This window comes from Sinobaca sp. SA16-1 (assembly GCF_059510515.1).
On sequence record NZ_JCAKFL010000002.1, the window covers coordinates 304,377 to 319,906 of the forward strand.

Below are 15,530 nucleotides of genomic sequence, written 5' to 3' on the forward strand. Positions count from 1 at the left end.
TTATACACATGAGAAAAAAATGGAGTTTTAAAGAGCGTGTACTCGCTTTAACAAAACAAGAAAAAAAGAAAGGATTTCGGCATGCTATTATTGCAATCATCATCTGCATAGTACTAATCACCGTTATCCGAATCGCTGAACCCCCTGCTGAAAGCAGCACGGACCGAGTATCAAATGAATCGGTGTTTTCCGCTGCTATGGTTGGAGACATGATGATGGGCCGCCACGTGGAGGAAGTAGCCACACGGGATGGCTATGAAGCATTATTTCAGTACACCGGAGATTTATTTAATCAGGTGGACTACATGACAGGAAACTTTGAAAATCCAATCGTAGATGAAGGCGATGATGTGCCGGAGGCGGATAAAATTATCCACCTGAGTGCACAATCTGAAGCTATACAAGCGCTCGAAGCATATAATTTCTCAACAGTAAACCTCGCTAATAACCATATGCTCGATTATGGGCAGGAGGGTCTTACAAACACAATGAATGCTTTCGACGACTCTTCTATTACAGCTGTTGGTGCCGGCAGAAACGAAGTCGAGGCATCCGGTTATTCTTTAGGAGAATACAACGGCCTTAACGTCGCCACACTAGGTGTAAACGATATTACCTATTCTGCTATGGAGCAGCCCGGTCCTGATTCCCCCGGTGTATTAACATCGGACCCGGAGGAATTCATCCCGGCGATCCAAGAGGCTCAGGAAGAAGCTGATCTGGTAGTAGTACACCTTCACGCCGGCCAGGAGTATGACAGCTCCCCTACGACCCGTCAGCAGGAACTGGCCCAGGCCATTGCTGATGCCGGTGCGGATATTGTCATAGGCCATCACCCGCACGTGCTTCAATCTGTAGATGTTTACAACGACACCTTAATCATGTATTCAATGGGTAACTTTATTTTTGACCAGGGCTGGACTCGTACACGAGACAGCGCAGTGGCAGAATATGAATTAATGGAAGACGGCACGGCACGCGTTGAGTTTAAACCTTATCGTATTTTTGAGGCACAGCCGCGTCCCGTTGAAGGATTAACTGAATTTGTCCACCGTTTCCGTATTTTCCGTCAGTTGACAAAAGATACAACAAATGAGGAAGCTATCGTAGAAAACGATGAACGACTCATTTTTGAAGTAGATCATTCCCACGTTTTAGAAGACAGCCAGCCATAACAAAAAGGGAGACGCGAAAAATCGCGTCTCCCTTTTTTTACGTTAATTTTTTAGCCTTGGTTTGTCGGGCGGATGATTATTTCATTTACATCAACATGAGGCGGCTGGTTAACAGCGTAAAATACGCCCTCTGCTATATCTTCACTTGCAAGTGGCGTCATGGAACCAAGACCAATACCGTCTTTTAGGAAAGACATGGCATCCTCGTCTGTAATTGTATCAGTGAGCTCTGTCTCCACAATACCCGGGGAAATAGAAGTAGTGCGGATATTGCTTTCCGCAAGTTCCTTGCCCATGCCTTCCATAATGATACGTGCCGCAAATTTAGTACCGCAGTATACGGCTCCGGTCGGCATTACTTCATGACCGGCTACAGAAGACGTCGTCAGGATATGTCCTTCATTGCGCTCTATCATGTGCGGAAGAACGGCTGCTACACCATATAATACTCCTTTGATGTTCACATCGACCATTTGGTCCCATTCATCCACTTTTGTATTCTTCATAAATGAAAGCGGCATCAGGCCTGCATTATTAAACAATACATCAATTTGTCCAAACTCATTTATAGCAAATTCCGCCAGCTCTTTCATTTCTTTTTCAGATGTTACATCTGTGGTTTTGTATACTGCTTTGCCGCTTCCGCCGTTCAGCTTGTTTTGCAGCTCTTTAAGTCTATCTTCTCTTCTGGCAGCTAATACAACGTTAGCTCCTTCTTTTACAAAACGTTCTGCTGTTGCTTCTCCAATACCGCTGCTTGCACCGGTAATAATGATTGTTTTGCCATTCCAATTACTCATCTTTTATCACTCCATTATTTTTGGTTACCTCCCTACCTTTCCCACTTTTTTTCGCTGTTAACCTTAATTGCTTAATTTTTTTATAATGTAATAAAAATGAAAGATTTGCTTCCATTTTTATCGGTTCGTATCATCCACAGGTGCTCGAAAAATTTGTTCTGCATTATCTTAATAAATCAGGACAATGCTGTTCCAATCTGCTGCTTTCCCACGTCTGGTATAGGGTTTTATTATCTGTGGTTTAATTAATTGATTCTTTTTCTCCTGTAGGCGATTCAACTGACCGATACGGGAAGAATATGCTGCTATCCATGCAGGTCATGGGATTCGATCATTTACTTGTATGCTGATAGGCAGTTCATAGTCCGTGTGTCGAATCTTCGTATAATGCGCCTTTTTCTTTCATAGGGATGATCAGCTCCTGATCAAATGCGTAGATATACGATTCCTGCACAGGCTCTCCCCATATGGCAGAAAGGGCTTCTTTATACACATCCAGCTGAAATTGATATTTTTCTTTCATACCGGCCATGTGTTCTTCCCGGGTTTTGTTTTCTACATTGGACAAACGGTCTGTTTTGTAATCGATAAGCACGAGATCACCATGTTCATTTCGAAAAACACAGTCAGCCATCCCCTGGAGAACCGTTATGTCTTCTCCACCAGATTCAGGTATAGGACGCCCGTAAGTAAAGGGTACCTCACGCCAGACGTCTGTGGAGCGGATCAGCGCCTGGCCGAGACGGCTCTCAAAAAAAGGCATAACTTTGCTTTCTTCTATTACTTCCGCCTGTTCTTCCGTGAGCCAGTTTCCTTCCACAAGTTGGGTTTTAAGCTGGGTCAAATCCGCTGTAGTGACAGGCTCTTCCAAAGGCACATGTTCCATTAGTATATGAAAAGCAGTTCCTCTTTCCTGAGGAGTTACTGTTTTTTCCTGAAGAAACCGGGGCCGCTCCGCTCCGGCTGAGCGGAAGCCGGTCTGAACGGCCGGCTGTTCGCTGTAAGGGTCAGAAATAGCCTGCTTCCATTCGCTCACGGTTTGCTTGGAGCGCAGTACTACTGTGTCAGCATACGGATATTCCCAGTTCATCCTTGCGCTGACGCCTTCATTTTCCGCGGTATAGCCCGGTACAGGATCAAGGTGAACGAGCGCTTCTTTTTCCTGCATGTTTAACTGCTCGGGCTCTTCCCTTTCTCCAGTCAATGTATGCTGTTCAATCACTTCTACGTTCCAGCTGGAGGCGTCCATTAGAAAATCCATCCGTGATGATTCCTGCCATTTTGCGTGATCGGCGTGACGAAGAACGGCCGGCATAATCCAGTCAAAAAACGTTTTAGCCTGAAGCCTGTCAAATGCCGAAAGCGTCTCTCCGGCCTGAGCCGCTGTGACAGCCCATTTAGAAAAATCCGATACTGCATCTTTAACTGTGCCTACTAAAACAAACTGCTCTTTCGCCCGCGTTAATCCTACATACAGCACTCTCATTTCTTCTGCCAGCAGTTCTTTTTTTTCCCTGATTTTGATGGCTGCCTGGGGAAGGGATGTTTTCACAATTCGTTTGGACGGATTAATATATTTGGTGCCGATTCCTAAATTTTGATGAAGAAGAATATCGTTGTACATATCACGCATATTAAAATCCTTGCTTAATCCGGACAGAAAGACGATTGGAAATTCAAGCCCTTTGCTTTTATGAATTGTCATCAGCCGGACTACTTCTTCTTTTTCTCCAAGGGTACGAGCGGTTCCCATGTCGTCTCCTTTTTCCTGAAGCCGTTCGACAAACCGGAGAAAGCGGAATAATCCTCTAAAAGAAGTCTGCTCATAAGCCCGTGCCCTGTCGTACAGAGCCAGCAGATTCGCCTGTCTTTGTTTTCCGCCGGGGAGTCCTCCCGTAAAGTCATAATAGCCGCTTTCCTGAAGTACCCGCCAAATAAATTCAGGCAGCGACTCCTGACGGGAGTATGTCCGCCATTCTTCCAGCGTCTTTAAAAAAGTATGAATTTTTTCTCTGCAGGAAGCGGTTTCCGCTGCAGCCAGCAGCGCATCATAATAGGTGCCCCCTGTATCAGCCATCCGTATCTCTGCCATCTCTTCTTCGCTGAACTGGCCGATTGGGGAACGGAGCACGCTTGCCAGCGGAATATCCTGAATCGGGTTATCAATCACATGCAGAAGCGACAGCACAATATGAATTTCAACTGCTTTAAAATAACCGGTCCGAAGCTCTGCATACACGGGTATCTGCAGTTCACGGAACTCTTCCATCATCGCTGTGGACCAGGCCATAGAACGCATCAGAATGACAAAATCATTGTAGCGGACCGGGCGCGGTTCTCCTGTCCGGTCATCGATAACCTGTTTTTTCTCTTCCATCATTTGATGGATGCGGCCGGCAATGTAACGTGCTTCCAGTACGGCTTTTTCTGTATCTTCCTCTGATTCTTCCACTTCCATACCGGAAAGAGGGGTACCCCGGTTAATAACAGCAATATCTGCCGTAGGGTCTGCTTCTGTTTTGAACCCTTCATTTCCCTGTTTAAGAGCAGCTTCTGCATCATAGGCAATTCCACCAATATCTTTGTCCATCAGCTGCCGGAAAATAAAATTAGAGGCATCAATAACGTTTTTGCGGCTGCGGAAGTTTTTATCGAGATTAATTTTCCAGCCATTTTCTGAGTCTTCTGTTGTATAGCGTTCGTATTTATCGATAAACAGGCCGGGTTCAGCCAGCCGGAACCGATAAATACTCTGCTTTACATCCCCCACCATAAACAGCCGGTCCGGTGCCGCCACCAGCTGAAGGATTGCTTCCTGTACGTAGTTTGTATCCTGGTACTCATCAACAAGCACTTCCTGGAAATGATTCTGATAATAGGTGGATGCCTGTACACTGCCTGATTGATCCCGTAGAATCTGCAGGGTTAAGTGTTCCAGATCGGAAAAATCAGCCACCCCTTTTTCCCGTTTATTCTCCGTAAAACGGCTGTTCAGCTCCTCGGCAGCAAGCGTCAGTTCCTTCACTGCCGGAACCATAAAATGCATGTCTTCCAGCATTTTTTCCGGAGATTGGTACAGCAGTTCTTTTGTATTTTTCACAATTTCTTTTGCTTTATCCCGCAGCTGCTTTGCTTCCACCTTTAACGATTCATCCACATCATGTTTTTTCGTAATAGGCTTCAGTCCCGCAGGCAGAACCGCATGAACACCGGCATAAAGCTGCTCCAGCGTGTCGTAGTCTTTAATAATTGAAAGCTGTTCAATATCGGAGCGGATCGCCTCAGCATAAGGAAACGGACCGGACGGGGCGTTCGTCAGTTCTTCGGCACGGTGAAGCATTCGAAGTGCCCCTTCAAGCGTAATACGGATTTCCTGGATAATTTCCCGGGACCACGGATGTTCATTTAAATTATCCCCGCTGAGCGTTTCATACTGGCTGCTCATTTCCTGGAGCCAGCGGTCCGGATCCGGATGGGCCCGCGAGAAATCATAAAGCCTTCGGATCAGCTGGCGCAGCCTTTCGTCATTTCGATTGCCGCTGTAAGAATCAGCTGCCTGAATGAAAAAGCTGCTTTCCGGCTGTTCGTATTTTTCTTCCAGAATTTGTTCGAGTATTTCTTCTTTCATCCATTCCCCTTCGGTTTCATCCAATACGCGGAACTTCGGGTCGAGTTCAACCTGAAAGTAATGCCTGCGGATGACGCTCATGCAAAAAGAGTGCAGTGAGGAAATTTGGGCTTTATTTAGTAAAGATAGCTGCCTGCGCAGGTGAAGCGAACCCGGTTTTTCCTGTATTTCTTTTTCCAGCGCTTTACCGATTCTTGTTTTCATCTCGGCGGCAGCGGCATTTGTAAAAGTCACAATAAGCAGGCGGTCAATATCAATGCCGCTTTCTTCGTCGATCACCTTTTGAATAACCCGCTCCACCAGGACAGCCGTTTTTCCACTTCCTGCAGCAGCCGCAACGAGCGTGTCCGCTCCGCTTCCGGAAACAGCTTCCCATTGGCTGTCTGTCCAACGGACATTATCCGGCTTAGCCTTTCTTGTTCTTTTCATCAGATGACTCCCCCTCTCCGAGTAACTCTTTTTTAATCGTCTTATCGTCTGCCTTTAATACTCTGAAATGATTTGCTTCAAACTGCTGGTCAAACTGGCAGACGGCTTTGAAAGAACAGAACGTACAGGCTGTCTCGTTTCCTATTTTATAGGGATTTATCTCTACAGCTCCATGCATAATACGCTCTCCGGCTTCCAGCAGCTTCTTCTGGATAAACTGGTGGACCGCCTGGAAATTCTCCCGGCTGATTGTGGATTTGGTTTTGGAGAGCTCTCCGCTTTTTTTCATTCTGGCAGGAATGGTCGTCGAATGCCCTTCCTTTAAATCCGTGTCCATCAGGCGGACCGATTCTTCATCATCTGCAATAAGACCTTTCATTTTATACTCTTTAAACAACCGTTCTTCGATATCATCTGCTGAATCATCCTCTACGTTTACAAATGGATCATGGATATGAAAATAGAGGATACCGGCCGTATCGGCTTTTTCCCCAATCCACTCTTCTGCGTAGGTCATTACTATATCCAGATAAACGAGCATCTGCAGAGCCAGTCCAAAGTACACCTCGCTCAGGCGGATGTCTTTCACACTCGACTTGTAATCAATGACGCGGAGCAGCACACCGTCCGGCCCCTCCGCTCTGTCCACGCGGTCAATTCTTCCTGCTATCTCCATCTTCGTGCCATTCTCAAGCGTAAACGTCATTGGCGGAAGGTCCTGATGTTCGCCGAACGCTACTTCTAAAGCGATCGGGGAAAACGCAGACTGTATAGACTGTTTTCTCATTACAAGAGACGCTCTCGTGATCGTCTCCTGCAGCTTTTTCTGCACAAAAGCGTGCTTGGCACTGCTGGAAAGAATTTCCCGCTGGACTTTTGGTGCAAGCTGGTCTACTGCATGGGCGGCTTTCTCGATGCATTCCTGTTCTGTTACATCTTTCCATTCTTTTCCTTCGCTTTGAATGGCTTCTGTCATATCTTTTAAGGCTGCATGAAAAAACTGGCCGATATCCGGTGCTTCCAGCGTATACGTATCCCGCTCTTTCAGCCTCAGGCCGTAGGAGGCAAAATGGGCAAAGGCACATTTTTCAAACTGTTCTACTCTGGATACACTTGCTTTCAAAGACGTTCCGTACAGCTGAGTGCTCATCTGTTCAGTAAGCGGGTAAGCTTTATTTTTATAAAAAATGCTTTCCATGCCTTGAACAAAATCAGGATGCGCTGCCGGACTCTGTGCATACCAGTTATACACGCCCCACCATAAATCGGATATCGCTTCTCCCGCCTTCCATCGCTGCAGCTGGTAAATCAGCTGGGACAGTGTTCGTCTGGAGGAGTGGACAAACATTGCTTCCTGCTCTTTTGACTGGAATTCCTGCGGCTCTGCATACACAAATTCTTCCTGCAGGCCGGGCATCATATCTTTTATCTGGCTGATGAGAATAGAAGGCTGCTGCGCCTCTCCTTTTTCATTGGCAAGCGGATAGCTGACATACAGCTCCCTGGAGGGCAGGCTCAGAGCCCTGTATACGAGAAAAGATTCATTTAACAGTTTCTGGCTCGACGTATGTGCGAGGGAAACCCCGCTTTCCTGAAACCATCTGCGGTCTTCGTCTCCAAGAATCCCATCCTCTTCCATCGTGGACGGGATAATTCCTTCATTTACGCCAAGTACAAAGAGCAGCTTTACATCTTCGAGGCGCGAGCGCTCCATGTCGGCAGCACTCACCTGATCAACCGCCGGTGGAACCAACCGGAATAACAGGCTTTCCAGCCCTGCTTCCAGCAGTTTCCGGTAGCGGGTCATGCTCATTTTTTCATCGCCTGCTACTTCTACGATTTGATCAAACAGCTCCATCAGCTCACTCCATACCTGCTCGTGTTCCCCCGCTTTTGTCAGATCGTTATGTTCCAGCGCCAAATCCCTTAGTTTTTCCAGTTTTGCCGGAATATCCAGCTCCTCTAGAAAGCGGTACACCGCAGCGGTATAGGCTTCCACCGTTGTTCCTTTTTTTAATCGTTTTTCCAGCGGCATTACCTGGTCTTTAATCATTTCTTTTTGTTCATTAATCAGCTGTTCTATTTCTTCTTCTGCGCGGGATCGTTCATAATCTTCTCCGGCCGACGTACGAAACCGGGAAAAAGACCAGTTTTCTTTGCTTTTCCAATGTTTTTCTTTAATTCCATACGCCAGTACATAGTTTTCCAGCCGGTCCATGTCTTTACGGCATGATGCCCAGTCCTTTGAAACCGGAAAAAACATGTCTGTTTTTACGGCACGAAATACGGCTTCATAACGCCAGCTTTCTGTAAGCCATTCCAGTACCGATCGTAAAAATTCAAGCACGGGGTGATGCTCCATTTTTTTCGTCTGGTCTGTAAAAAGCGGAATCCCGTGATCCCGAAAAGAAGTCTGCAGTAAATCATCGTAATCTCCGATGTTACGTGCCATGACGGCAATATCTTTAAAGCGGTATCCGTCTTCTTTTACTTTTTCCAGAATCGTTCTCGCTGTATGATCCACTTCTACCCGTTTATTGGCCGGGCTCCATATGTGCACATGCGGAGCTTGTGCGATCGTATGAACTGGGCGTTTCTCAAAGTATGCTTCCAAATGCCTGAGATCAGGCTTCCGTGCTTCTTTGTCTTCTTCTGCTTCAAATATACTGACCTGCTGCTCTTTATCGGCGGTCATACGCTGAAGCAGATGAAACGTCTCTGCCGGCTCCTTAAAGAGGTCTAAAGCATGGGTGTCCTGTTGTATATGCGCTTTATCCATCGTAAGGGCTATCGTCGTCTGCTCTGCTTTTTCTATCAGCATCGTTAGAATTTCCATTTCCTGCGGGGTAAACGAATGAAAGCCATCTATATAAATCCGGCAGCCTTCCAGCATACGGGAATGGGGCAGCTTGTCACGGAGCATGGGAAGGTAGTCTTCCAACCCTACAAAGCGGCCTTTCATTTCTGCTTCCATTTTCTCCCACAACAGCAGTATATCCGACAGCTTATCAGAAAGGATTTTGTCGTTAGCCGTTTGAATGGGTTTTTGTTCTGCCTGTTCTTTTATATCGTTAATATGACCGGGTTCCACGTTGTAGCGCTGAAACTCTTTAAGCATCATATCCATATTTTCAATAAAGCCGGGGGTATCCGATGATTTAGTGAAAAGTTTAAAATGGGTTTTATGCTCTTCCATGACTTTGCGTAATAGTACATGCATTCCCTGTTTCTGCAGAAAGGTGTGAGTAAGGCCGCCCTGCTCCTGCAGGATGCGGCGGGCCAGTCTTGGAAAGCTGTACACCTGGGCACGCTGAAGGCCAACCGTGTGCTTTTTAATTAATTTTTGTTCGGATATAAATGTCATCTGGTCGGGAACGAGTAAAATAATCGGCTTTCCCGCAGGATTGTCTTTTGACTCTTTAATAATATGATCATGCAGTGTTTCCGTTTTTCCTGTGCCTGTTCTTCCGATAAAGTAATGCACTGTCATATAGATGCTCCCTTCTGTGGATCTTCGTTCAATAGAATCATATGTTCGCCTATGTACTATTTTAATATAAAATATTGGAAAAGGTAAGGATTATTGCCTTTGATTATAACGTTCATGACTTCTTTTTTAATAAAAAAAAGAGCCCTGAAACAGGACTCTTTTTGAACTATTACCCTTCCAATAAAAGGGACTCTGGATCTTCCAAAAGCTGCTTGACTTTTACGAGGAAGCTTACTGCTTCTTTTCCATCAACAATGCGGTGGTCGTAAGAAAGTGCAAGGTACATCATTGGACGATTTTCCATTGTCTCTTTATCTACAGCTACCGGTCTCCACTGGATAGTGTGCATACCGAGAATACCTACCTGCGGGCCATTTAAAATTGGCGTAGACAAGAGGGAGCCGAATACTCCACCATTTGTAATGGTAAAGGAGCCGCCCTGCAGATCCGGCAGGGTTAACTTATTATCGCGCGCTTTTTTGGACAGTCCGATAATTTCCTGTTCAATTTCAGGAAAAGACAGACGATCTGCATTACGAACTACCGGAACGACTAATCCGTCATCTGTGGAAACAGCCATACCAATATCATAAAATTTCTTTTTCACTACTTCTTTGCCTTGAATTTCAGCATTAAGAAGCGGGAACTGCTTTAAAGCTGCAATAACTGCTTTGGTAAAGAAAGACATAAAGCCAAGACGAACTTCATGGGAATCCTGGAAGGAATCCTTTCTTCTGCTTCTTACATCCATAATAGCTGTCATGTCTACTTCATTGAATGTAGTAAGCATAGCTGACGTCTGCTGTACTTCAACCAGGCGGTTTGCAATGGTCTGGCGGCGGCGGGAAAGCTTTTCCCGTTCGACCGGCTTCCCGGCAAACTCATCTTTGCTTTCTTTTGGTTTGCTTTCTTTAGCAGGAGCTTCCGACTTCGCGGCAGCTTTTGTATTGCTTTCGTAGTTCTCTACGTCTTCTTTTCTTACACGGCCAAGTGGATCTCTTGTTGGAATATCATCAAGATTTAATCCCTTTTCACGCGCAAGTTTTCTTGCCGATGGCGAAGCAACAGGAGATTCAGAAGGAGAAGCATCGCTTTCCTCTGCATCTGACTGTTCTTTAGAAGCAGCCGGTGCTTCTTCTTTGGCTTCTTCTTTGGATTCTTCTTTTTTAGGTTCTTCTTTAGACGACGTTTCTTCGGATGCTTCTGTGCTTCCGCCGGCTTCGCCGTTCTGGTCGATCACTGCGATAACGTCTCCGACTTCCACTGTATCGCCGGGCTCTTTAAGAAGTTCTTTAATAACGCCTGCTTCTTCACTTGGAATTTCAACGTTTACTTTATCCGTTTCCAATTCAGCTATATTTTCGCCTTTTTCCACGTAATCGCCTGGTGACTTCAGCCACTCTGCAATCGTTCCTTCTGTAATTGATTCAGCAAGCTCTGGTACTTTTATTTCCGCCATGAGTAAATCCTCCTTGTTATTTTCCTCTCAATGCTTCATCGATAATACGGCTTTGTTCTTTTTTATGGACTTTAGGATCTCCCTCAGACGGGCTTGAACGCCTGCGGCGTCCGATATATTCTGTTGTGATTTTGCTGCCTGCCACGCTTCTTAGAAGCGGCTGTACGTAATTCCAAGGTCCCATATTGGACGGCTCTTCCTGTACCCATTTGAATTCTTTTACGTTAGGATACTGTTCAAGCAGTTCTGCAATTTTATCGTCCGGGAACGGATATAATTCTTCAATTCTTACAATATGCGTATTGTTTACTTCTTTTTCGTCTTCGATTGCTTCATGAAGATCAATTGCCATTTTTCCTGTAGCAAACAGCATACGTTTTACTTTCTTAGGTTCTTTGCCTGTTTTAGGATCTTCTACGATGGACTGGAACATTCCTTTGCTGAACGCATCCGGTCCAGACGCTACGTTCTGATTTCTTAACAGGCTTTTTGGTGTCATAAGCACGAGTGGTCTCATCTCTTCTTTACCAAGGAAAGAAGCCTGGCGGCGAAGCAGATGGAAATACTGCGCTGAACTGGACAAGTAGGCGACATTCCAGTTGTTCTCAGCAGCAAGCGTTAAGAAACGCTCCAGCCTTGCACTGGAATGCTCGGGGCCCTGTCCTTCATAACCGTGTGGAAGCAGCATAACCATTCCTGATTTCTGCCCCCATTTAGCGCGTCCCGCTGAAATAAACTGGTCAAATATAACCTGGGCGGCGTTGGCAAAATCACCAAACTGTGCTTCCCATAAGACTAGTGTTTCTGGAGCCTGAACGTTATAGCCGTATTCAAATCCTACAATAGCGGCTTCAGACAGCGGGCTGTTATGCACGGCAAAGGACGCTTTTGCTTTGGAAAGTGTGTGCAGCGGAGAATAAATATCGCCGTTCTCGCTGTCATGAAGAACGATATGTCTCTGGGCAAATGTCCCGCGCTCGGAATCCTGGCCTGTCAGACGTACCGGTGTTCCATCGGAAATGATACTTGCAAAAGCAAGTGTTTCTGCATGGGCCCAGTCTACTTTTCCGCCTTCCTGAAGCGCATCTTTTCTTCTTTCCAGAATTTTTTTCAGCTTCGGAAAGACGTTAAATTCTTCCGGCCAGGTAATTAATTCTTCATTCAGCTGCTGCAGATCATCAATATTATAAGAAGTGTTTACCTGCGGCAGGTGCTTTTCGACTTCCTCAGGGATGCTAACATCTTCAGCATCCTCTGATTTATCCCCTGACACCCGGTCATAGTTCTCCTGCAGGTGCTGCAGGCTGTCTTCTTTATATTTCTCAGCTTCCTCATTGGAAAGCAGTTCATCTTTAACAAGCTCGCCGGCATACACTTCGCGAGCCGTTGGATGACTTCTGATGACCTCATACAAATGCGGCTGTGTGGAAGCCGGTTCATCCATCTCGTTATGGCCGAAACGACGGTATCCAATCAGGTCAATGACAAAGTCTTTATTAAATTTGTTACGGTATTCATGTGCTAAGTGAATAGCTGCAAGACAGGAATCTGCATCATCGGCATTTACATGTACAATTGGAATTTCATATCCTTTAGCAGGGTCACTTGCATACGTTGTACTTCTTGAATCATGCGCGTCTGTAGTAAAACCAAGCTGGTTGTTTGCAATAATGTGAAGCGTTCCACCAGTCTGGTATCCTTTTAAACGGCTCATATTGAGGGTTTCTGTAACTACACCTTCGCCGGGGAAAGCTGCATCCCCGTGAATAAGTACTGCGATTGCTTTGTTTGTATCCTGCTGAGGAAAACCTGGTTCGCTGCGGCTGTCCTGAGCGGCTCTGGCGTAGCCTTCCACCACGGGGTTAACAAATTCGAGGTGACTTGGGTTATTCGCAAGCGTGATCGTTGCATCGACGCTTTCTTTTTGAATTTCTTTATTGGCTCCAAGGTGATACTTTACATCCCCGGTCCAGCCATAGTTCAATCCAATTGATCCTTCAGAAGGAACCAGATCTTTGTTAGGTGAATGCTGGAACTCGGAAAATATTAAATCATATGGCTTACCAAGGACGTTGGATAATACGCTTAAACGTCCACGGTGGGACATACCGATCATGACGTTTTCTGCACCTTCATGAATGGCATCCTGTACAAATTCGTCCACCATCGGTACCAGCGCGTCTACTCCTTCAATAGAGAAACGCTTCTGACCGACAAATGTTTTATGAAGGAACTGCTCAAATGATTCGACATCTGTCAGCTGCTTTAACAGCGCTCTTCGTCTGTCATCGGAGAGACCTTTATATATTTCACCGGACTCTACTTTTTTATTGAGCCATCTATGTTCTTCCACATCATGAACATGGTTGAATTCGAAAGCAATAGAGCGGGTGTACATGCTTTTCAAATGATTAATGGCTTCAAAGCCGTTCGTTACTCTCTCTGGTGCGTCTTCACAGATAATATACGCTGGAAGCGCCTGCAGATCTTCTTCAGAAAGGTTATATTCATTAATTTTTAAAAAGGACGTTTCCTCGCCCGGCTTGGCAAGAGGATTAATATCTGCAGACAGGTGTCCGTGTATACGGATGTTTTCTGCAAGTTTTACTGCGTTGGCAATTTTGTCTACGTCTATGGAAGAAACATCCGTTACGGTAGTGCTGGAATCTGCACTTACCCCTGTAGTAGGAGCTGTACCATTAACTGGTGCCCCATATTGCTCAAACCATTCTCTCATTTCACTATCAATAGAATCTGGATCTTCCGTGTATTGGTCATAAAGATCCATTAAATACCCCAGGTTGGGGCCATAAAATTCTTGCCATGCTTCTTGCTTGGCTGAATTTTTACTCATCTGTTCCATACCTCCGCTGCTGTGTAATTATGATACAAGACGAAATAGGTTTTTCATGTGTTTACCGGCATGTTTTTTTCTTAAATCATAAACCACTTCTTTTCACGTCATTTTAGCGATGTGCTTTGTGATAATGATAAAAAAATAGTAGTTGGACTGTTAAAGGATGCTAAGCCTGCTTTGCTCTTTTATTTTAACACGTTGAAAGCGCGTTCTCAAAAGCTTATATCATAAAAGGGGAAAGTTCACTGGCTATATACCGCTGTTCTTAAATATGAAGGAACACGTTGTTTTGTTCATAAAACTTTTTTTATTTACTTTATGTTCCCATTAGATGGCCTAACATCCTACCCCATTATTGTACACCAATTGTGTTTCAAATAAAGAAAAAATTCAAATTAGGGAGAACAGACCGTTATTCGCACGGGAGAGGGTGCCTTTTTGAACGGGTTCGCTTATAATAGACGGGAAGAAACAAAGGAGGCCTACATAATGAATACATTGATTTTTGATTTAGACGATACACTGTTATGGGATAAAAAAAGTGTGGAAGAATCCATCCGGGCAGCCGCTTTGGAGGGTACGGCTTACGGAGCAGACGCAAAATCGCTCGTACAGTCCGTACGTGCGTGGGCTCCAAAGCTTTATGCCGAGCTTGAAAGCTATACGTTCACTCAAAACATAGGTATTAATCCATTTGAAGGACTTTGGGGAGCTTTCGGAGATATTCACGATCACCGCTTTCGACTGATGGGAAAGCTTATTAAAGAATATCAAACAGCTGTATGGAAAAAAGCACTGATTGATCAGGATATACAAAATGAAGAACTCGCGGTGTACCTTGCCGAACAGTTTGTGTTTCACCGCAGGCATCTGCCCTTTGTATACCCGGATACGTTTGAAGTTCTTGAGGAACTCAGCTCCCGTTATCAGCTTATTCTACTGACAAATGGAGCTCCTTCCCTGCAGCATATTAAACTGCAGATGACCCCGCAGCTGGTGCCTTATTTCTCCCATATTATTATTTCAGGAGCATTTGGAAAGGGCAAGCCGGACCCCTCTATTTTTGAGCATGCTTTAACACTTGCTGATGTAGACAAAGAAAAAGCCTTGATGATTGGCGATAATCTTTATACGGATATTTTAGGCTCCAATCGCGCAGGCATTTCCAACATATGGATTAACCGCGAGAATAAACCGGCTGACGAAAAAGTACCCGCTTCCATTCAAACGGCTGATCTTTGGGAAACCACTCATGCCGCAGATGCTTTTTTTCAAAAAAATAAATAGAATATAAAAACCACAATTACTGGAGAAGAAGGCACTAGTCTTCTTCTGTTAATTCCAGAAAAGGCCGCATTTTTTTTATATACCGCCTTAGTTTAAAAAAAGCTTCTCTTTTTACTTTCTGGTCTTTTACCACTTTCCCTATCGCTTTAATGTCAGGATAAACCCCATAGTAATGATATTCGACTGGTATTGTCATTTCATAAAGAATCGTACCCTCTGAAACATGAATGACTTCTGCTTTAACGACAGCAATTCTCGTGTCCAGTTCATCTTTAGGCTGTTTCTCTGTAATTTTTTCGATCTCAAAAATATACTGCACTGTGCCAGCTCCCGTCCGCTTCTTTGTATAAACTTTTTTTCTATAATAACGTCTAGGCAATTACTGCTTTTTATTGCCTGTCGTTC

At 45.0% G+C, this 15,530-nt stretch carries 8 protein-coding genes; 2 read left to right on the forward strand and 6 right to left on the reverse strand.

The window, feature by feature from the left end; all coding sequences use genetic code 11:
• Positions 1-8 precede the first annotated feature (8 nt).
• Positions 9-1,175 carry a CapA family protein gene (locus AC5W2J_RS05635; RefSeq protein WP_496058511.1) on the forward strand — a complete coding sequence of 389 codons (1,167 nt, stop codon included), beginning with the start codon at positions 9-11 and terminating at the stop codon, positions 1,173-1,175.
• A gap of 50 nt (positions 1,176-1,225) precedes the next feature.
• Here the strand turns inward: AC5W2J_RS05635 and AC5W2J_RS05640 are convergent, their stop codons facing one another.
• From AC5W2J_RS05640 to AC5W2J_RS05660, 5 genes are all read right to left on the reverse strand, one after another.
• The gene (locus AC5W2J_RS05640) at positions 1,226-1,975 is read right to left on the reverse strand and encodes an SDR family oxidoreductase (RefSeq protein WP_496058512.1); all 750 of its coding nucleotides are present in this window, start codon (positions 1,973-1,975) and stop codon (positions 1,226-1,228) included.
• Positions 1,976-2,333: 358 nt separating this feature from the next.
• The gene (gene addA / locus AC5W2J_RS05645; RefSeq protein WP_496058513.1) at positions 2,334-6,032 is read right to left on the reverse strand and encodes a helicase-exonuclease AddAB subunit AddA; all 3,699 of its coding nucleotides are present in this window, start codon (positions 6,030-6,032) and stop codon (positions 2,334-2,336) included.
• The gene (addB, locus tag AC5W2J_RS05650; protein ID WP_496058514.1) at positions 6,010-9,522 is read right to left on the reverse strand and encodes a helicase-exonuclease AddAB subunit AddB; all 3,513 of its coding nucleotides are present in this window, start codon (positions 9,520-9,522) and stop codon (positions 6,010-6,012) included. The genes addA and addB overlap by 23 nt, the downstream gene beginning before the upstream one ends.
• A gap of 169 nt (positions 9,523-9,691) precedes the next feature.
• The gene (odhB, locus tag AC5W2J_RS05655) at positions 9,692-10,981 is read right to left on the reverse strand and encodes a 2-oxoglutarate dehydrogenase complex dihydrolipoyllysine-residue succinyltransferase (protein ID WP_496058515.1); all 1,290 of its coding nucleotides are present in this window, start codon (positions 10,979-10,981) and stop codon (positions 9,692-9,694) included.
• A gap of 16 nt (positions 10,982-10,997) precedes the next feature.
• Positions 10,998-13,835, reverse strand: coding sequence for a 2-oxoglutarate dehydrogenase E1 component (locus AC5W2J_RS05660; RefSeq protein WP_496058516.1), 2,838 nt, complete (start codon positions 13,833-13,835; stop codon positions 10,998-11,000).
• Positions 13,836-14,327: 492 nt separating this feature from the next.
• Here AC5W2J_RS05660 and AC5W2J_RS05665 point away from each other — a divergent pair, with 492 nt between their 5' ends.
• A complete protein-coding gene (locus AC5W2J_RS05665) occupies positions 14,328-15,125 on the forward strand; it encodes an HAD family hydrolase (protein WP_496058517.1) in 798 nt (265 codons plus the stop codon).
• A gap of 34 nt (positions 15,126-15,159) precedes the next feature.
• Here the strand turns inward: AC5W2J_RS05665 and AC5W2J_RS05670 are convergent, their stop codons facing one another.
• The gene (locus AC5W2J_RS05670; protein WP_496058518.1) at positions 15,160-15,444 is read right to left on the reverse strand and encodes a hypothetical protein; all 285 of its coding nucleotides are present in this window, start codon (positions 15,442-15,444) and stop codon (positions 15,160-15,162) included.
• Between the last annotated feature and the right edge of the window lie 86 nt (positions 15,445-15,530).

Excerpts from the sequence above, each read along its gene's own strand:
- addB (WP_496058514.1), bottom strand. The coding sequence starts at position 9,522 with ATGACAGTGCATTACTTTATCGGAAGAACAGGCACAGGAAAAACGGAA.
- AC5W2J_RS05635 (WP_496058511.1), top strand. The coding sequence starts at position 9 with ATGAGAAAAAAATGGAGTTTTAAAGAGCGTGTACTCGCTTTAACAAAA.
- AC5W2J_RS05660 (WP_496058516.1), bottom strand. The coding sequence starts at position 13,835 with ATGAGTAAAAATTCAGCCAAGCAAGAAGCATGGCAAGAATTTTATGGC.
- AC5W2J_RS05640 (WP_496058512.1), bottom strand. The coding sequence starts at position 1,975 with ATGAGTAATTGGAATGGCAAAACAATCATTATTACCGGTGCAAGCAGC.
- addA (WP_496058513.1), bottom strand. The coding sequence starts at position 6,032 with ATGAAAAGAACAAGAAAGGCTAAGCCGGATAATGTCCGTTGGACAGAC.
- AC5W2J_RS05665 (WP_496058517.1), top strand. The coding sequence starts at position 14,328 with ATGAATACATTGATTTTTGATTTAGACGATACACTGTTATGGGATAAA.
- odhB (WP_496058515.1), bottom strand. The coding sequence starts at position 10,981 with ATGGCGGAAATAAAAGTACCAGAGCTTGCTGAATCAATTACAGAAGGA.